The sequence below is a fragment of the Streptomyces sp. HSS9-12 genome, from assembly GCF_054963655.1.
In genome coordinates, this window is sequence record NZ_JBUEGC010000065.1 from 1 (window position 1) to 16,601 (window position 16,601).

The 16,601-nt window shown below is 70.0% G+C and carries 18 protein-coding genes, 1 tRNA gene and 1 pseudogene; 11 read left to right on the top strand and 9 right to left on the bottom strand.

Annotated features, from left to right (window positions below):
* Together ACY34J_RS26015 and ACY34J_RS26020 are read left to right on the top strand one after the other, a co-directional pair.
* Positions 1-501, top strand: a 501-nt coding sequence (locus ACY34J_RS26015) for a lipid II flippase MurJ (protein WP_462729060.1), incomplete at its 5' end; no start/stop codon positions are given.
* 140 nt (positions 502-641) lie between these two features.
* Positions 642-898 (top strand): annotated as a pseudogene (locus ACY34J_RS26020) (site-specific integrase); the annotation flags it as partial.
* 77 nt (positions 899-975) lie between these two features.
* Here ACY34J_RS26020 and ACY34J_RS26025 read toward each other — a convergent pair.
* Both ACY34J_RS26025 and ACY34J_RS26030 read right to left on the bottom strand, forming a co-directional pair.
* Positions 976-1,049 (bottom strand) — tRNA-Pro (locus ACY34J_RS26025).
* A gap of 137 nt (positions 1,050-1,186) precedes the next feature.
* Positions 1,187-2,119: a metallophosphoesterase gene (locus tag ACY34J_RS26030; RefSeq protein ID WP_462729061.1), complete on the bottom strand. Its 933-nt coding sequence runs from the start codon at positions 2,117-2,119 to the stop codon at positions 1,187-1,189.
* A gap of 109 nt (positions 2,120-2,228) precedes the next feature.
* On the opposite strand from ACY34J_RS26030, the gene ACY34J_RS26035 reads away from it, so the two are divergent.
* The gene (locus tag ACY34J_RS26035) at positions 2,229-2,693 is read left to right on the top strand and encodes a GatB/YqeY domain-containing protein (RefSeq protein WP_462729062.1); all 465 of its coding nucleotides are present in this window, start codon (positions 2,229-2,231) and stop codon (positions 2,691-2,693) included.
* A 149-nt stretch (positions 2,694-2,842) separates the two neighbouring features.
* On the opposite strand, the gene ACY34J_RS26040 is transcribed toward ACY34J_RS26035, so the two are convergent.
* Complete coding sequence (locus ACY34J_RS26040; protein ID WP_462729063.1) at positions 2,843-5,053, bottom strand: transglycosylase domain-containing protein; 2,211 nt, start codon at positions 5,051-5,053, stop codon at positions 2,843-2,845.
* Between the two features lie 382 nt (positions 5,054-5,435).
* On the opposite strand from ACY34J_RS26040, the gene ACY34J_RS26045 reads away from it, so the two are divergent.
* Positions 5,436-5,768 carry a WhiB family transcriptional regulator gene (locus ACY34J_RS26045; RefSeq protein WP_462729064.1) on the top strand — a complete coding sequence of 111 codons (333 nt, stop codon included), beginning with the start codon at positions 5,436-5,438 and terminating at the stop codon, positions 5,766-5,768.
* Between the two features lie 79 nt (positions 5,769-5,847).
* Here the strand turns inward: ACY34J_RS26045 and ACY34J_RS26050 are convergent, their stop codons facing one another.
* Positions 5,848-7,209: an ArsA family ATPase gene (locus tag ACY34J_RS26050; protein ID WP_462729065.1), complete on the bottom strand. Its 1,362-nt coding sequence runs from the start codon at positions 7,207-7,209 to the stop codon at positions 5,848-5,850.
* Positions 7,206-8,186 (bottom strand): ArsA-related P-loop ATPase, encoded by a 981-nt coding sequence (locus tag ACY34J_RS26055; protein ID WP_462729066.1) that lies wholly within the window; start codon positions 8,184-8,186, stop codon positions 7,206-7,208. Before ACY34J_RS26055 ends, ACY34J_RS26050 begins: the two co-directional genes overlap by 4 nt.
* A 103-nt stretch (positions 8,187-8,289) precedes the next feature.
* On the opposite strand from ACY34J_RS26055, the gene ACY34J_RS26060 reads away from it, so the two are divergent.
* The 4 genes from ACY34J_RS26060 to ACY34J_RS26075 all read left to right on the top strand — a co-directional run bounded on the left by ACY34J_RS26060 (position 8,290) and on the right by ACY34J_RS26075 (position 10,729).
* Positions 8,290-8,451, top strand: a complete 162-nt coding sequence (locus tag ACY34J_RS26060) for a DUF4177 domain-containing protein (protein ID WP_462729067.1) — start codon at positions 8,290-8,292, stop codon at positions 8,449-8,451.
* Entirely contained in the window at positions 8,448-8,915 is a 468-nt protein-coding gene (locus tag ACY34J_RS26065) for a RidA family protein (protein WP_462729068.1), read from the top strand. Before ACY34J_RS26060 ends, ACY34J_RS26065 begins: the two co-directional genes overlap by 4 nt.
* A 90-nt stretch (positions 8,916-9,005) precedes the next feature.
* Complete coding sequence (locus ACY34J_RS26070) at positions 9,006-9,902, top strand: NUDIX hydrolase (RefSeq protein ID WP_462729069.1); 897 nt, start codon at positions 9,006-9,008, stop codon at positions 9,900-9,902.
* Positions 9,899-10,729 carry an MBL fold metallo-hydrolase gene (locus tag ACY34J_RS26075; RefSeq protein WP_462729070.1) on the top strand — a complete coding sequence of 277 codons (831 nt, stop codon included), beginning with the start codon at positions 9,899-9,901 and terminating at the stop codon, positions 10,727-10,729. Before ACY34J_RS26070 ends, ACY34J_RS26075 begins: the two co-directional genes overlap by 4 nt.
* Before the next feature lie 83 nt (positions 10,730-10,812).
* On the opposite strand, the gene ACY34J_RS26080 is transcribed toward ACY34J_RS26075, so the two are convergent.
* Positions 10,813-11,487, bottom strand: a complete 675-nt coding sequence (locus tag ACY34J_RS26080) for a Crp/Fnr family transcriptional regulator (protein ID WP_462729071.1) — start codon at positions 11,485-11,487, stop codon at positions 10,813-10,815.
* A 249-nt stretch (positions 11,488-11,736) separates the two neighbouring features.
* Here ACY34J_RS26080 and nth point away from each other — a divergent pair, with 249 nt between their 5' ends.
* The 3 genes from nth (at position 11,737) to ACY34J_RS26095 (ending at position 14,616) form a co-directional block, all read left to right on the top strand.
* Positions 11,737-12,552: an endonuclease III gene (gene nth, locus ACY34J_RS26085; protein ID WP_462729089.1), complete on the top strand. Its 816-nt coding sequence runs from the start codon at positions 11,737-11,739 to the stop codon at positions 12,550-12,552.
* Positions 12,549-13,268, top strand: coding sequence for an NUDIX hydrolase (locus tag ACY34J_RS26090; RefSeq protein WP_462729072.1), 720 nt, complete (start codon positions 12,549-12,551; stop codon positions 13,266-13,268). The genes nth and ACY34J_RS26090 overlap by 4 nt, the downstream gene beginning before the upstream one ends.
* A 148-nt stretch (positions 13,269-13,416) precedes the next feature.
* A complete protein-coding gene (locus ACY34J_RS26095; protein WP_462729073.1) occupies positions 13,417-14,616 on the top strand; it encodes a MarP family serine protease in 1,200 nt (399 codons plus the stop codon).
* A 197-nt stretch (positions 14,617-14,813) separates the two neighbouring features.
* Here the strand turns inward: ACY34J_RS26095 and ACY34J_RS26100 are convergent, their stop codons facing one another.
* The 3 genes from ACY34J_RS26100 to ACY34J_RS26110 all read right to left on the bottom strand — a co-directional run bounded on the left by ACY34J_RS26100 (position 14,814) and on the right by ACY34J_RS26110 (position 16,514).
* On the bottom strand, positions 14,814-15,005 hold the full coding sequence (locus ACY34J_RS26100; protein ID WP_462729074.1) for a hypothetical protein: 192 nt from the start codon (positions 15,003-15,005) through the stop codon (positions 14,814-14,816).
* 130 nt (positions 15,006-15,135) lie between these two features.
* Complete coding sequence (locus tag ACY34J_RS26105) at positions 15,136-16,059, bottom strand: alpha/beta fold hydrolase (RefSeq protein WP_462729075.1); 924 nt, start codon at positions 16,057-16,059, stop codon at positions 15,136-15,138.
* Complete coding sequence (locus tag ACY34J_RS26110; RefSeq protein ID WP_462729076.1) at positions 16,056-16,514, bottom strand: phage holin family protein; 459 nt, start codon at positions 16,512-16,514, stop codon at positions 16,056-16,058. Before ACY34J_RS26110 ends, ACY34J_RS26105 begins: the two co-directional genes overlap by 4 nt.
* Positions 16,515-16,601 lie beyond the last annotated feature (87 nt).

Below are 16,601 nucleotides of genomic sequence, written 5' to 3' on the forward strand. Positions count from 1 at the left end.
TTTGGGCTGGGCCTGATCCCTTTCTCGGTGCAATACGTGGTCCTGCGCGCCTTCTATGCCTACGAGGACACTCGCACGCCCTTCTACAATACGGTGATCATCGCGTTGGTGAACGCGGCTTCCTCGGCAGCGTGCTTCCTCCTCCTTCCGTCGCGTTGGGCTGTCGTTGGCATGGCCGCCTCGTACGGCTTGGCCTACACCGTCGGTGTCTGTGTTGCCTGGCGTCGACTGGCAAGGCGGTTGGACGGTGATCTGGACGGCGCCCGCGTGATGCGTACTTACGCCCGTCTCATCGGGGCCTCGATCCCGGCAGCGCTGGCCGGCGGAGCGGTCGGCTTCGCGCTCACCAGGGCGCTGGGCAGCGGCGCCCTGGGATCCCTCGCAGCTCTGGTCGCCGGCGGGGCCGTTCTATTCGGCGCCTTCTACCTCGCAGCACGGCGGATGCGGATTGAGGAGCTCAACGGTGTGGTCGGCATGGTCCGCGGACGCCTCGGCCGCTGAATGGGAGTCCACGGTGCATGTCGAGCGGCTGGTACGGAGGGTTGAGGCCCCGTGCCGCCGCTGCACGGCGAGAAGGGACTGTTCGGCTGCCCGTCGGGCGGCGGCCTGTGCCGGTCGGTTCGCCCTGGCGGGGACACCTAGGCCGGCGTGCCTTCCGCCAGGCCATCGCCAAGGCAGAGGGAGTGAACGCGAGGGAGTGGACTCCACTCGTGGGCTGCGTCACAGTCTCGTCTCGCTGCTGTCGGGCAGTGTCGTCCCGCTCGAAGAGATCTCGCGCTTGGTCAGCCACTCAGGGATGGCCGTCACCGAGGAGGTCTACAGGAAGCAGATCCGTCCCGTGATCCAGATCGGAGCGGTCGCGATGGATGGCATCTTCCAGGCTGATCCGAAGCAGTAGTCACGCAGATAGTCACGCACAACGAATCAGCCGGACCTCTCGAATTCGAGAGGTCCGGCTGACCTGTGTTTCTTCAGTCGGGGTGGCGGGATTTGAACCCACGACCTCTTCGTCCCGAACGAAGCGCGCTGCCAAGCTGCGCCACACCCCGAAGCAACGAGCTCTACTTTAGCGGACCCGCAGCCGCAGACGAAATCCGGTTATCGGGACCGTGCAGGTCGGGGCCACCCATACAGACGCGTTCCAGACTGAGGTGATTCGTGCCTATATGCCCGGATCTGGAGGTGCTCAGTCGTGGGCCGTCAAAGTCAGCAGAGTCGCCTCCGGCGGGCAGGCGAACCGGACTGGGGTGTAGCGGTTCGTGCCGCAGCCCGCCGAGACATGGAGGTAGGACCGCTGGCCGCCCGTGCTGTGGGTGGACAGGCCCTTCACCCGGTCGGTGTCCAGGTCGCAGTTGGTGACGAGGGCGCCATAGAAGGGGATGCAGACCTGGCCACCGTGCGTGTGCCCGGCGAGGATCAGCGGGTAGCCGTCGGCGGTAAAGGCGTCGAGCACCCGAAGGTACGGGGCGTGGACGATGGCCAGCGAGACGTCGGCACCACTTTCCGGGCCGCCCGCCACCGCGGCGTACCGGTCCCGCTTGATGTGCGGGTCGTCCAGGCCCGTGAGAGCGACCTCGATCCCGTCGTCCAGCTTCAGGCGTCCCCGGGTGTTGCTGAGCCCGACCCATCCGGCCGCGTCGAAGGCATCGCGCATGCCCTCCCACGGGTTGCGCGCGACGCCGATGGCGGGGTCGTTCTTGCCGTTCAGACCGTGCTGGCCGCGGACCCGCTCCAGCAGATAGCGGGCGGGGTTGCGCAGGACCGGTGCGTAGTAGTCATTCGAGCCGAAGACGTACGTCCCCGGGAACTCCATCAGCGGCCCCAGGGCGTCCAGCACCTCGGGTACGCCCTCCGGGTCGGACAGGTTGTCGCCGGTGTTCACCACGAAGTCCGGGCGCAGCCCGGCGAGGGACCGCAGCCAGCGCTGCTTCTTACGCTGCCCGCTGACCATGTGGATGTCCGAGAGCTGGAGTACGCGCAGCGGTCGCATGCCGCGTGGCAGTACGGGCACGGTGACCCGGCGAAGCCGGAACGATCGGGCTTCGAAGCCGGCGGCATAGGCGATGCCGGCCGCGCCGACTGCGGTGATTCCCAGGGGTACTGCGTATCGCAGGCGCATGGCCCCATCGTCGCAGACGGTGGCCACTGCGGTCAGTCCGAGGGGCGCAAGCCCACCCGCCGGGAATTGCGGTGGGCGGTGTTGTGCGCCTCCTGGCAGACTCGTGGACATGACCACGCTCAAGTTGAAGCTGCAGGACGACCTCACTGCCGCGATCAGGGCGCGTGACGAGCTGCGCTCTGCCACCCTGCGCCTCACGCTCTCCGCGATCACCAAGGAGGAGGTCGCGGGCACGGAGGCCCGTGAACTCTCCGACGACGAGGTGCAGAAGGTGATCGCCCGCGAGGCCAAGAAGCGCCGTGAGGCCGCCGAGGCCTTCGCGCAGGGTGGCCGTGCCGACCAGGCGGAGCGGGAGCGGGCCGAGGGCGAGGTGCTCGCCGAGTACCTGCCGAAGCAGCTGTCGGACGAGGAGCTGAGGGCGATCGTCGCCGAGGCCGTGAAGGAGGCCGCGGCGGGCGGTGCAGAGGGGCCGCGGGCGATGGGCGCGGTCATGAAGATCGTGAACCCGAAGGTCGCGGGCCGGGCCGAGGGCGGCCGGGTGGCCGCCGAGGTCAAGCGCCTGCTGGCGGGCTAGCCACTCCGCTCGAAGGCTGCCCCGGACCGCCTCCCGCCGGGTACCTCGAGCGAAGGCGCAGGCAAAGGACGGGGGCGCCCGGAAACTGTCCGGGCGCCCCCTCCGCAGCTTCCCGACCGGGCAGAGCCCGCTACGGCTTCCGGCCCCCGCTAACGCTTCCCGCCATTCCCGTGGCCGCCGTTGCCAAAGCCTCCGGTGATGCCACCGATGAGGTCCGGCGGCAGGGAGAAGTCGGGCAACGGAATGCCGCCCGGCCCCTTGTCACGGCCGTGCTTGTCCTTGTCCCGCTCGCGGTCCTTGTGCCCGTCCTCGATCGGTACGGTCTGGAAGCCCGGCGCGGGCTTGCCGGCCAGCGCGCCGGACATCGCGTCCCGCCAGATGGGTCCGGGGACCCCGCCGCCGAAGACTTTGTCGTAGTAGACGCCACCGATGGTGATGTTCTCCATCGGCACCTTCGTGGTCGGGCTGCCGACCCACACCGCACCCGCCATGTTCGGGGTATAGCCGACGAACCAGGCCGCCACGCGGTTGTCGGTCGTACCCGTCTTGCCCGCGCTCTGCCGCCCCTGGAGGCCCGCCTTCCTACCGGTGCCGTCCTCCACCACGCCCAACAGCAGCGTGTTGATGGTGTCCGCGGTCTTCTCCGTCATCACCCGTCGGCAGCTCGTCTTCGGCACCGGGAGCTTCTTGCCGCTCGCGTCGGTGATGGACTCGATGGCCACCGGCGTGCAGTACGTGCCGCGGTTGGCGAAGGTCGCGTACGCGTTGGCCATGGTCAGCGGGGCGATCGTGGCGACACCGAGGGTGAGCGAGGGGCCCTGCGGCAACGGTGCGCCGCTGCCCTGCCGGACGCCCATGCTCTTGGCGAGTTCGGTCACCGGGCAGACGCCGATGTCGCCGATCATCGCCACGAAGTAGGTGTTGATCGACTTGGCCATCGCCTCCTTGAGGCTGTACGGGCCGACCTCGTCCTCCTTCTCGTTCTGGACGGTCGCGCCCTCATTGTTGGTCCACGTGCCGTCGCAGGTGCTCACCGGACTCGGATACGGCATCTTGTTCGGCGACGGGTAGGACTTCGACGACGGGAATCCCCGCTCGAGTGCCGCCGCGGCCGTGAAGGGCTTGAAGGTGGAGCCGACCTGGAAGCCGTAGTTCGAGCCGCCCATCTTGTGGCTCACGGAGAGGTTGATCTGGGTCTCGTTCTCCTTGAAGCCGTACGGCCGGCTCTGGCCCATGCCGAGGATCCGGCCGGTGCCCGGCTCGACCAGGCTCGCGGCCGTGGCCACCTTGTCGCCCTGGCTGACGTGTTTGCTGATGGCCGTCTGCACCGACTGCTGGGCCTGCGGGTCCAGCGTGGTACGGATGGTCAGGCCGCCCTGGTCCCAGCGCTTGGCCCGCGCCTTACGCGTCTTGCCGAAGACCGGGTCCTGCAGGAAGACCTCGCGCACGTAGTCGCAGAAGAAGCCCGCACCGTTGACGGCGGTGATGCAGCCGTTCTTGGGCGAACTGACATGCAGGCCCAGCGGCTTCTTCTTGGCCGAGTCGGCCTGCGCCTGTGAGATGTCGTGCAGGTCCGCCATGCGCTGCAGCACGGTGTTGCGGCGTCTCGTCGCCTCGGGCTCGTTGTTCACCGGGTCGTACCGGCTCGGCGACTGGACGAGGCCCGCCAGCAGCGCGGCCTCCTGCAGCTTCAGATCCTTGGCCGACTTGCTGAAGTACCGGTGGGCGGCCGCCTCCACGCCGTACGCCTGCTGCCCGAAGAAGGTGATGTTGAGGTAGTTCTCCAGGATCTTCCTCTTGCCCAGCTCCTTCTCGACCTGGATCGCGTACTTCAGCTCCTTCACCTTGCGGCCGACGGTCTGCTGGGTGGCCTGGGCGACCTTGTCGGGGTCGTTGCCGGCCTCCTCGACGAAGACGTTCTTCACATACTGCTGGGTGAGGGTCGAGGCGCCCTGCGAGACCCCGCCGTTCTGCGCGTTCCTGTTGACCGCGCGCAGGATGCCCTTGAGGTCGATCGCTCCGTGCTCGTAGAAGCGGGAGTCCTCGATGGCGACGATCGCCTTCCGCATATACGGGGATATGGCCTTGAGCGGTACCACCGTGCGGTCGCGCGAGTAGACGGACGCGATGTGCCCGCCCTTGGCGTCGAGGATGGTGGTCTTCTGACTCAGCGGCGGGCGCTTGAGGGTGGCCGGGATCTCGTCGAAGCCCTCGACGGAGCCCTTGGCGGCCAGCCCCAGCGATCCGACGGCCGGCAGCGCCAGACCCGCCAGCACGGCACCAGAGAGCACGCTGGCACCGAGGAACCTCAGGGCCAGCCCTGTTTTCGTCAAGCCACCGTCGGAGCGCTTCATAGCCATGGGGTGCAGCCTACGTTCTCGTTTTGCGGACAGGCGTCCAGGCGTTGGCCTAAGCTATTCCCAACTGTCACGGCGGTGCCAGTCTGCAACATCCCTCCTCTCCCTCTCCCGGTTCGGAGTTGTGCCCGGATTGCCGCCGTGTGTTACTTGGCGTCCGTTGTGGTGGCAGGGATCTGTCGTTTCTGCCCCTTACCTCCCGTATGCCCTCCGCTCACTCCGTTGGGTGATCTGCCGCGTACGCATAGTCCGTTCGGGCCATTCAAGATTGGGCCCGAAGGGGGTGTTGCGCCCTGTCTGCCTTCCGTAACGTCCTCAACTGGCAACGGCGAATATGCCGATGCCGCCGTGGGGGAGCCTCGATTCGGGAGAGGACGGCGCCAGCATGAGCTGGGTAACCGACTGGAGTGCACAGGCAGCCTGCCGCACTACCGATCCGGATGAACTGTTCGTTCAAGGTGCGGCACAGAACAGGGCCAAAGCGGTCTGCACCGGCTGTCCGGTGCGCACCGAGTGCCTTGCCGACGCCCTGGACAACCGGGTCGAGTTCGGCGTGTGGGGCGGCATGACCGAGCGGGAGCGGAGGGCACTGCTGCGCCGCCGGCCAACGGTCACGTCGTGGCGCAGGCTTCTGGAGACAGCGCGCACGGAGTACGAGCGCAGCGCGGGCATCCTGCCCGTGGACCTCGACGACGAGGACTACGCGGCCGCGGGCTAGCCGGACCGTACGGCTCGGGCAGTACCCAGGCTCAGGCGTACCGCGGCGCAGCCCGCGGTACAGCTCAGGGCCGTACGGCTCAGGCAGCTCCGGCCGGCCTGCCGGCCGCGAGCCGCTCTCCAATGGCGCGAAGCCCCGCGAGGTCGTGCACATCGCCGGGCAGCGCGGCCACTTCGGCGACCGGCACCTCCGGGTGCAGCGCGGTGAAGCGGTCGCGGGTGCGCCGTTCGCGGGCGAGCACCTGCATGCGCTCCGCGTGCAGCCGCAGCAGCCCCGCGGCGAGCAGCTTTGCCGGATACGGTTCGCTCGCGGCTGTGGGGGAGCCCGAGCCGGGATGACCGTCAGCCTCAGGCTGCCCGTCCACGCGATCCACAATGCGGGGTTCAACAAGATTTTCCGCGGCGGGGTCCGAGGCACCGCGCGATGCGCTCTCCGGCGGATCAGCCATGGAGTTGTCCGGAGCGTGGGAGTTGTTGGACCCGGCAGCGTCCACCAGGGCCTCCGCCGCCGCGAGGGCCCGCTCCGCGCCCAGCTGCGACGCCCCGCTCCCGTGCACCCGGTTCAGTACGAGCCCCGCCAGCGGCATGTTCTCGCCCGCCAGCCGCTCCACGAAGTACGCGGCCTCGCGCAGCGCATCCCGTTCCGGGGCGGCGACCACCAGAAAAGCCGTCCCGGGCGCCTGCAGCAGCCGGTACGTGGCGTCGGCGCGGGTACGGAAGCCGCCGAACATCGTGTCCATGGCGGCCACGAAGGTCTGGACGTCCTGCAGCAGCTGAGTGCCCATCAGCTTGTTGAGGGTGCCGGTCATCATCGACATGCCGACGTTGAGGAACTTCATCCCCGCCCGGCCGCCGATCTTCGCGGGCGCCATCAGCAGCTTGATGAACCTGCCGTCCAGGAAGGACCCGAGGCGCTTCGGAGCGTCCAGGAAGTCCAGCGCGGACCGGCTGGGCGGGGTGTCCACCACGATCAGGTCCCACTCGTCGCGGGAGCGGAGCTGGCCCAGCTTCTCCATGGCCATGTACTCCTGCGTGCCCGCGAATCCGGCCGACAGCGACTGGTAGAAGGGGTTCTCCAGGATCGCCCGGGCCCGGTCGGCATCCGCGTGCGCCTCGACGATCTCGTCGAACGTACGCTTCATGTCCAGCATCATGGCGTGCAGTTCGCCGCCCGCGGCGCCGTCGATGCCCTCGACCCGGCGCGGGATGTTGTCCAGCGAGGCGATGCCCATCGACTGCGCGAGCCGGCGGGCCGGGTCGATCGTGAGGACGACGACCTTCCGCCCGCGTTCCGCGGCCCGTACGCCCAGTGCGGCGGCCGTCGTCGTCTTGCCGACTCCGCCCGCGCCGCAGCACACGATGATGCGCGTCTTCCGGTCGTCCAGCAGCGGATCGATCGGCAGGGGATCGACCGCGAGGCCCGGTGCCTCCTCCAGGCTCATCCCGCCACTCCCTGTTTCCTCAGGTCGGATGCCAGCCGGTACAGCCCGGCCACGTCGACTCCCTCGCCGAGCAGTTCCAGCTCGTACGTCGGCAGGCCCAGTGCCGCGATCTCGGCGCGCTCCTCGCGTTCCAGGCGCAGCCGCTCGGCGTGCTCCCGAGCCTGCTCCAGCAGCGGATCCACGAGCCGCTCGGCGAGACCTCCGCGGCCCGCTCCGCCGAGGCCGGCGTGGGACAGCGCCTTGGCGACCGCCGTGCGCTTGCCGTTGGCGGCGAGCCGCAGTGCCTCCTCGTCGAGGATCTGAGGCCGCACCATGTTGATGATGACGCCGCCCACCGGCAGGTTCGCGGCGCGCAGCTCGGCCACACCGTCCACGGTCTCCTGGACCGGCATCTCCTCCAGCAGCGTCACCAGATGCACGGCGGTCTGTGCCGACTTCAGCACCCGCATGACGGCCTGGGCCTGGTTGTGTATCGGGCCGATCCTCGCCAGGCCGGCCACCTCGTCGTTGACGTTGAGGAAGCGCGTGATCCGGCCGGTGGGCGGGGCGTCCATGACGATGGAGTCGTAGACCGGCCGCCCATTCTTGCCCGTACGGCGCACCGCTTCGCACGCCTTGCCGGTCAGCAGGACGTCACGCAGACCGGGTGCGATGGTCGTCGCGAAGTCGATCGCGCCGATCTTCTTCAGCGCCCGGCCCGCTCCGCCCAGCTTGTAGAACATCTGGAGGTAGTCCAGCAGGGCGCGTTCGGCGTCGATGGCGAGCGCGCACACCTCACCGCCGCCCGGAGCGACGGCGATCTTGCGCTCCTCGTATGGCAGTGCCTCGGTCTCGAAGAGCTGCGCGATGCCCTGCCGTCCCTCGACCTCGACCAGCAGGGTGCGCCGGCCCTCGGCAGCGAGGGCGAGTGCGAGGGCAGCGGCGACCGTGGTCTTTCCGGTGCCGCCCTTGCCGCTGACGACATGGAGCCTGCTCATGTCGGGGAGCCTAACCAGTCGGGCTGCCGCCTACGCACGAGGCTGTCCAGTCGGGCTGCCACCTACGCACGAGGCTGTCCGTGCCAGGCGTTACAGTCAGCCCATGACCAAGTGGGAATACGCGACCGTGCCGCTGCTCGTCCATGCCACCAAGCAGATCCTCGACCAGTGGGGCGAGGACGGCTGGGAGCTGGTCCAGGTCGTGCCGGGGCCGCAGGGCGGGGACCAGCTGGTGGCCTACCTCAAGCGGGAGAAGCAGTCGTGAGCGCGGTCGAGGAGAAGCTCGCCGGCCTGGGGCTGAAGCTGCCGGAGGTCGCGGCGCCACTCGCGTCGTACGTCCCGGCCGTCCGCTCCGGCGCGTACGTCTACACCGCCGGCCAGCTGCCGCTGGTGGAGGGCAAGCTGCCGGTGACCGGCAAGGTCGGCGGCGAGGTGACGCCTGAGGAGGCCAAGGAGCTGTCGCGCACCTGCGCGTTGAACGCCCTGGCTGCCGTCAAGTCCGTGGTCGGTGACCTCGACAAGGTCGCGCGGGTCGTCAAGGTCGTCGGCTTCGTCGCCTCGGCGCCGGACTTCACCGGGCAGCCGGGCGTGGTCAACGGCGCGAGCGAGCTGCTGGGCGAGGTGCTGGGCGACAAGGGCGTGCACGCCCGGAGCGCGGTCGGCGTCGCGGTGCTGCCGCTGGACGCGCCGGTCGAGGTCGAGATCCAGGTCGAGATCGCGGACGCCTGAGCGGGCTGCTGCCCTGGCGCCCGGTGGTCGAGCGTCTCCTTCGGACACGTGCCTCTCGAACATCGCCGCGAGAGCGCATAGCATCCGGCCATGTCCCCTACGTATGGCCAGGCAAACGGCCAGTGGTACCCGCCGGAGTGGCCCGACCGTATCCGGGCGCTTGCGAACGGGCAGCTGACGGCTGCGACCCCGCGCCGCGCCGCTACCGTACTGCTGCTCCGCGACGCCCCTGCCGGACCGTCCGTCTACATGCTGCGCAGACGCGCCTCCATGGCTTTCGCCGGAGGCGCGTACGCGTATCCGGGCGGATCGGTGGACCCGCGCGACGAGAAGCAGACGGACTGGGAGGGGCGCTGGTCCGGGCCCTCGCGGGCGGAGTGGGCCGGATTGCTCGGGACGGATGAGGCCTCGGCTCAGGCCATCGTCTGCGCGGCGGTGCGCGAGACCTTCGAGGAGGTGGGCGTTCTCCTCGCGGGCCCGACCGAGGACACGGTCGTCGACGACACCACGGGCGAGGACTGGGAGGCGGACCGGGCGGCGCTCGTCGCCCGCGACCTGTCCTTCGCCGCCTTTCTGGCCCGGCGCGGGCTTGTGCTGCGCAGCGATCTGCTGGGGGCCTGGGCGCGCTGGATCACCCCGGAGTTCGAGCCGCGCCGGTACGACACCTGGTTCTTCGTGGCCGCGCTGCCGAAGGGTCAGCGAACCCGTAATGCCTCGACGGAGGCGGACCGGGCGGTCTGGACCCGGCCCGCGGAGGCGGCGGCGGGCTACGACCGGGGCGAGCTGCTGATGATGCCGCCGACGATCGCCATGCTGCGGCAGCTGCAGCTCTACGGCTCGGTCGCGCAGGCGCTGGCCGGCGCCGCGGACCGGGACCTGACGCCGGTGCTGGCGCAGGCGGAGCTGGTCGACGGCGAGGTGGTGCTGAGCTGGCCCGGGCACGAGGAGTTCACCAAGCGCATCGAGAACGGGGGAGCGACGGGATGACGTACGCGGGTTCACTGCCCGGCCAGCCTCGAGGCGGGGCCATCGGCGGCCCGGCGACCGCACGGGCGATATGCGTCCTGGCGCCGAACCCCTCGCCGATGACGCTGGACGGCACCAACACCTGGATCGTCTCCGAGCCGGACTCGGACCTGGCGGTCGTCATCGACCCGGGGCCGCTCGACGAGAGCCATCTGACCGCGGTCATCGAGACGGCGGAGAAGGCGGGCAAGCGGGTCGCGCTGACGCTGCTGACCCATGGCCATCCGGACCACGCGGAGGGCGCGGCGCGGTTCGCGGAGCTGACCCGTACGAAGGTGCGCGCCCTGGATCCGGCGCTCCGGCTGGGGGACGAGGGACTGGACGCGGGGGACGTCATCACGACGGGCGGCCTTGAGCTGCGCGTCGTGATGACTCCGGGGCACACCTCGGACTCGCTGTCCTTCCATCTGCCGGCCGATGCGGCGGTGCTGACCGGCGACACGGTGATAGGCCGCGGCACGACGGTGGTCGACCACCCCGACGGGCGGCTGGGCGACTACCTCGACTCGCTGCGGCGGCTGCGGTCGCTGACGGTGGACGACGGGGTGGACACCGTCCTGCCGGGGCATGGGCCGGTGCTGGCGGACGCGCGCGGGGCGATCGAGTACTACCTGGCGCACCGGGCCAACCGGCTCGCCCAGGTCGAGACGGCGGTGGAGAACGGCCACCGCACTGCCTCGGAGGTCGTCGCACACGTCTACGCGGACGTGGACCGCTCGCTCTGGCCCGCGGCAGAGCTCTCGGTCCGCGCCCAGCTCGATTACCTGGCGGAACACGGTCTGATCTGACCCTGGCGACGCGACAGGCACAAGGAGGGGCCCTGCCGGCCGCAGGGCCCCTCCGGGGCCTTAACGGGCTGGAGACGACCGCGTCAGCGCGACCGCTTGGCGAGCCGCTCCACATCCAGCAGGATGACCGCCCGCGCCTCCAGGCGCAGCCAGCCCCGGCCCGCGAAGTCGGCGAGCGCCTTGTTCACGGTCTCCCGGGAGGCGCCCACCAGCTGGGCCAGCTCCTCCTGCGTCAGGTCGTGTACGACGTGAATGCCCTCCTCCGACTGCACGCCGAAGCGGCGCGACAGGTCGAGCAGCGCCTTCGCCACACGCCCCGGCACATCGGAGAAGACCAGGTCGGACATCGAGTCATTGGTACGCCGCAGACGGCGGGCGACGGCGCGCAGCAGCGCCGCGGCCACCTCGGGCCGTGCGTTGAGCCACGGCTGCAGATCGCCGTGCCCGAGACCGAGCAGCTTGACCTCGGTCAGCGCGGTGGCGGTCGCGGTACGCGGGCCGGGGTCGAAGAGGGAGAGCTCGCCGATCAGCTCGCCGGGGCCGAGGACCGCAAGCATGTTCTCGCGGCCATCGGGGGAGGCTCGGTGGAGCTTCACCTTGCCCTCGGTCACCACGTAAAGGCGGTCGCCGGGTTCTCCCTCGTGGAACAGGGCCTCACCTCGCGCGAGGGTGGCCTCGCTCATAGAGGCGCGCAGCTCGGCGGCCTGCTCGTCATCGAGCGCCGCGAAGAGCGGGGCGCGTCGCAGAACGTCGTCCACGAGATCTCTCCTTGTCGACATGCTCAGGGGACCGTGTCCTCCATGATGCCGGACGGTAAAACTGTGTGATCAAACACAAGTGTGGCGCATCACCGTCGGAACCCGTACGGCAGGGGCCGAATCCGGGGTCGTTTTCCTGGTGGCGGGGCGGATGTCGGTGCCGGGTCGTACCCTGGCCGGGTGTCCAATTCGCCGGTGAGAGCACAGGGCAAGGGGGCCGGGCGGGTGACCTCGGAGAAAAATTCCGCTGTGGGCGAACAGTCGCCCGTAAAAAGAAAGAAGGTCACAAAAGCGGACAAGTCGGAGTCCCGGCTGGCGCTGGTCCGCCGCGCGCGGCGCATCAACCGCGAGCTCGCCGAGCTGTACCCGTACGCGCATCCCGAGCTCGACTTCGAGAACCCCTTCCAGCTCCTGGTCGCGACCGTTCTCTCCGCCCAGACCACCGACCTGCGGGTGAACCAGACCACACCGGATCTCTTCACCGTCTACCCCACCCCGGAGGACATGGCCGAGGCGAACCCCGAGGAGCTGGAACAGATCATCCGCCCGACGGGCTTCTTCCGCGCCAAGGCGAAGTCGCTGATCGGCCTCTCCGCCGCCCTCCGCGACCGCTTCGGCGGCGAGGTCCCGGGCCGCCTGGAGGACCTGGTGACGCTCCCCGGCGTCGGCCGGAAGACGGCGAACGTGGTCCTGGGCAACGCCTTCGGCGTTCCCGGCCTCACCGTCGACACCCACTTCGGGCGCCTGGTGCGCCGCTGGAAGTGGACCGAGCAGGAGGATCCGGACAAGGTCGAGGCCGAGATCGCCGAGCTCTTCCCCAAGAGCGAGTGGACGATGCTCTCGCACCGGATCATCTTTCACGGCCGCCGCATCTGCCACTCCCGCAAGCCCGCCTGCGGCGCATGCCCCATCGCGCCGCTCTGCCCGGCCTACGGCGAGGGCGAGACCGACCCGGACAAGGCCAAGAAGCTGCTGAAGTACGAGATGGGCGGCGCACCCGGCCAGCGGCTCAAGCCGCCCCCGGACTATCCGGGCCGACCTGCGCCCCCACTGGGGGCGGAATGACGAGCGCGCGCGAGACGTACGGGCAGGAGTGCGGCGAGACGACGTACGGCGGCGAGATCGCCGTCAGCGAGGAGGGGCTGCCCGACTGGCTCGAGCCGGTCGCCCGGGCGGCGCGGACCATAGAGCCGCAGCAGCTCAGCCGCTTTCTGCCGCCCGAGTCCGGCGGCCGCCAGTCCGCGGTGCTCATCCTCTTCGGCGAGGGCGCCGACGGGCCCGAACTGCTCCTGATGGAGCGGGCCGGGTCCCTGCGCTCCCACGCCGGACAGCCGTCCTTCCCCGGTGGCGCCCTCGACCCGGAGGACGGCGACCCGAAGACCGACGGACCGCTGCGCGCCGCGCTCCGCGAGGCCCAGGAGGAGACCGGCCTCGACCCGTCCGGTGTGCAGATCTTCGGCGTGCTCCCCGCGCTCTACATCCCGGTGAGCAGTTTCGTCGTCACGCCCGTACTTGGCTGGTGGCGGACCCCCAGCCCGGTGGGGCCCGTCGACCCTGCGGAGACGGCCCGTGTCTTCACGGTTCCTGTGGCGGATCTCACCGCCCCGGAGAACCGCGCGACCACCGTCCAACCCAGTGGCCACCGCGGACCGGCTTTCCTGGTCCAAGGCGCCCTGGTCTGGGGCTTCACGGCCGGGGTGATCGACCGGATCCTGCATTACGCGGGCTGGGAGCGCCCCTGGGACCGCACCAGGCGCGTCCCGCTCGACTGGCGCGCATGAGACGGTGTCACCGAGCTGAACCGCTGGGTACAGCTCCAGGAACGCGGGCCGTCGCTGACAGCGGCGGCCGCGCCGCGGGTGCGAACCCCGGGCCGCAAGACGACAAGAGGAACCCCGGACCGGTGACATCAATGCGAGGCAATCTTCGGTGAACGTGCTGGACATCCTGCTGCTGGCCGCCGCCGTGTGGTTCGCGGTCGTCGGGTATCGCCAAGGCTTCGTCGTCGGCATCCTCTCGGTGACCGGCTTCATCGGCGGTGGCCTCATCGCGATCTATCTGCTGCCCGTGCTCTGGAACCGGGCCACCGACGAGGCGAGGCCGGGTACGGGCGCGGCCGTCGCGGCCGTGGTCGTGGTGATCGTGTGCGCGTCGGTCGGCCAGGCCTGCACCACACATCTGGGCAACAAGCTGCGCCGGTACATCACCTGGTCCCCGGCCCGGGCGCTGGACGCCACCGGAGGTGCGCTGGTCAATGTCGCGGCCATGCTGATGGTCGCCTGGCTGATCGGCTCGGCCCTTGCCGGAACGTCCCTGCCGACGCTCGGCAAGGAGGTCCGTAACTCCAAGGTGCTGCTCGGTGTCTCGCAGGTGGTCCCGGAGCAAACCAACACCTGGTTCGCGGACTTCAGTTCCGTCCTCGCCCAGAACGGCTTCCCGCAGGTCTTCAGCCCGTTCTCCAACGAGCCGATCACCTCCGTCCCGCCGCCTGACCCGCGACTGGCAGGCAGCCCCGTCGCTGGCCGCGCCGAGCGCAGCATCGTGAAGGTCGTGGGCACCGCGCCCGGTTGCGGCAAGGTCCTGGAGGGCACCGGCTTCGTCTTCTCCCCGCAGCACGTCATGACGAACGCTCACGTCGTGGGCGGCGTCGACGAGCCCACCGTGCAGATCGGCGGCCAGGGCAAGCTCTATGACGCGACCGTCGTGCTCTACGACTGGCAGCGCGACATCGCCGTCCTGCGCGTCCCCAACCTGAACGCGCCCGCCCTGAAGTTCACCGAGCGGGACGCGAACAGCGGTGACAGCGCGATCGTCGCCGGCTTCCCGGAGAACGGCGCCTTCGACGTACGGGCAGCGCGCGTCCGCGGCCGTATCCAGGCCAACGGCCCGGACATCTACCACCGCGGCACCGTACGGCGCGATGTCTACTCCCTCTACGCCACGGTCCGGCAGGGCAACTCCGGTGGCCCGCTGCTGACTCCGGACGGCCGCGTCTCCGGCGTGGTCTTCGCCAAGTCGCTCGACGACGCCAACACCGGCTACGCGCTGACGGCCGACGAGGTACGTCAGGACGTCGTCCAAGGCCGCTCGGCCGACAGGCCCGTGGACACCGAAGGGTGTGCGCTTTAGCCCGTTGCGGGTGCGCTAGGCCCTGTCAAGGCCCTAGTGCCGCGTCAGCCAGGGTTTGCCCCGCTCGCCGCCCTGGCACGGCCATCTGCTGCGTTGCCCGATCGACCGCGTAGGCCCACTACGAGGCCGATCCGGCGCCTTGCAGCTGACCGCACCAGGTCCACCTCGCTACCGGGCAAACCCTGGCTGACGCGGCACTAGCTGCGTGAATGGCGCAGCCGCGCCGACACCCAGCGGGCGCGGCGGCGGAGGATGCGCGGAATGCCGAGGCGTGGATCGCCCGAACGGTCGTCCGGACGGTCAGAGGTGACCGCTCGCCTGGGAGTGGTCCCTACGGCCTGGGGACCCCCGGTCCCCACGGTGTCACGGTAGTCGTGAGTCCAGCCCATATCGGGGACTGTGCCCGGGCCCCAAGGTCCGTAACCGCCCATGGGACCGCCAATTGGCGTATGCGCGAGGCAATTGGCCGTTCGACGGAAGAGCGTACGAGCGGCCCGGAGGGGCCCGGGCAGGGGGCCGCTACCGGTCCGGCTCGGGGTCCTTCAGCCAGCTCACCAGCTCGGTGGAGAAGGCGACGGGATCCTCCTCATGGGGGAAGTGGCCGAGCCCGTCGAACAGCCGCCAGCGGTACGGCGCCTCGACGTACTCCCCGGAACCGGCCGCGCTGCGCGTGCGCATCACCGGGTCGAGTGAGCCGTGAAGATGCAGCGTTGGCACCCGCACCGGCCGCTTCATGCGCCGGTTGAACTGGATGCCGTCGGGCCGCGCCATCGATCGCACCATCCAGCGGTAGGGCTCGATCGAGCAGTGAGCCGTCGACGGGATGGTCATCGCCCGCCGGTAGGTCTGGATGGCCCTGTCCTCGGGCAGCCGGGGGCCCGACCAGTCCCGGATCAGCTGGCCCACCAGCTCCGCGTTGTCCGTGACCAGCCGGCGCTCCGGCAGCCAGGGCCGCTGGAAGCCCCAGATGTGCTTGCCGGCCGCGCTCTGCCGGAGGTCGGAGAGCATCGCCGAGCGCCAGCGCCGCGGATGCGGCATCGAACAGACCGCCAGCCGCCGCACCAGCTTGGGCCGCATCACGGCAGCCGTCCACGCCAGATAGCCGCCCAGGTCATGGCCGACGAGTGCGGCGTCCGGCTCGCCGAGGGAACGGATCACCCCGGTCACGTCGAGTGCGAGGTTGGCGGGGTCGTAGCCACGGGGCGTACGGTCGCTGCCCCCGACCCCGCGCAGGTCCATGGCGACCGCCCGGAAGCCCGCGTCGGCGAGCGCCGTCAGCTGGTGCCGCCACGTCCACCAGAACTGCGGAAAGCCGTGCAGTAGCAGGACCAGCGGGCCGTCGCCGACCTCGGCGATATGGAAGCGCGCGCCGTTGGCGGCGACATCGCGGTGCGTCCAGGGGCCGTCGGGCCGTACGACGGAGCCGGCAGTGTCGGAGGTCATACGGATGAGCGTGTCACAGTCGAGCCGGCCGGAAGCTTGCCGTCGGCACGACGCGGATGCGGCTTGACGCTCCCCAGCACGGCAGCCGTCTCCTTGGCCAAGGTGATGCTCTTCCGCGGGGGCTTGATCTTCTTGAGCTTGGCGACGGCGACGAGCCCGAGGAGCGCGGCGATCAGCAGATAGGCGCCGCCGACGATGAGGAAGGACCAGGCGAGGCCCAGACCGAGGTTGTGGATGCCGTACGCCGCGGCGAAGCTCAGCACCGGGAGGGCGAACAGCGCCAGGACCCCGGCTGCCGCGATCGCCCCGCCGCCGATGCCCACGCGCTTGATGTCCCGGCGGATCTCGGCCTTGGCCAGGGCGATCTCGTCGTGCACCAGGGCGGACAGCTCGGCCGTCGCCGAGGCGACCAACTGGCCGAGGCTGCGGTCGCCGTCCTGCTCGGCTGTGCTCATCGCTTCATCTCCTCTTCTCTGCTCTGTCGGGCGTGCCGGTGATCCTGCCGGAGTTCTGCCGGAGTTCGCGCCGGATGCCGGATTTCC

What these genes read in the sequence shown, in the direction of transcription:
- ACY34J_RS26030 (WP_462729061.1), bottom strand. Translation starts at nt 2,119, where the DNA reads ATGCGCCTGCGATACGCAGTACCCCTGGGAATCACCGCAGTCGGCGCG.
- ACY34J_RS26035 (WP_462729062.1), top strand. Translation starts at nt 2,229, where the DNA reads ATGACCACGCTCAAGTTGAAGCTGCAGGACGACCTCACTGCCGCGATC.
- ACY34J_RS26040 (WP_462729063.1), bottom strand. Translation starts at nt 5,053, where the DNA reads ATGGCTATGAAGCGCTCCGACGGTGGCTTGACGAAAACAGGGCTGGCC.
- ACY34J_RS26045 (WP_462729064.1), top strand. Translation starts at nt 5,436, where the DNA reads ATGAGCTGGGTAACCGACTGGAGTGCACAGGCAGCCTGCCGCACTACC.
- ACY34J_RS26050 (WP_462729065.1), bottom strand. Translation starts at nt 7,209, where the DNA reads ATGAGCCTGGAGGAGGCACCGGGCCTCGCGGTCGATCCCCTGCCGATC.
- ACY34J_RS26055 (WP_462729066.1), bottom strand. Translation starts at nt 8,186, where the DNA reads ATGAGCAGGCTCCATGTCGTCAGCGGCAAGGGCGGCACCGGAAAGACC.
- ACY34J_RS26060 (WP_462729067.1), top strand. Translation starts at nt 8,290, where the DNA reads ATGACCAAGTGGGAATACGCGACCGTGCCGCTGCTCGTCCATGCCACC.
- ACY34J_RS26070 (WP_462729069.1), top strand. Translation starts at nt 9,006, where the DNA reads ATGTCCCCTACGTATGGCCAGGCAAACGGCCAGTGGTACCCGCCGGAG.
- ACY34J_RS26075 (WP_462729070.1), top strand. Translation starts at nt 9,899, where the DNA reads ATGACGTACGCGGGTTCACTGCCCGGCCAGCCTCGAGGCGGGGCCATC.
- ACY34J_RS26090 (WP_462729072.1), top strand. Translation starts at nt 12,549, where the DNA reads ATGACGAGCGCGCGCGAGACGTACGGGCAGGAGTGCGGCGAGACGACG.
- ACY34J_RS26100 (WP_462729074.1), bottom strand. Translation starts at nt 15,005, where the DNA reads ATGGGCTGGACTCACGACTACCGTGACACCGTGGGGACCGGGGGTCCC.
- ACY34J_RS26105 (WP_462729075.1), bottom strand. Translation starts at nt 16,059, where the DNA reads ATGACCTCCGACACTGCCGGCTCCGTCGTACGGCCCGACGGCCCCTGG.
- ACY34J_RS26110 (WP_462729076.1), bottom strand. Translation starts at nt 16,514, where the DNA reads ATGAGCACAGCCGAGCAGGACGGCGACCGCAGCCTCGGCCAGTTGGTC.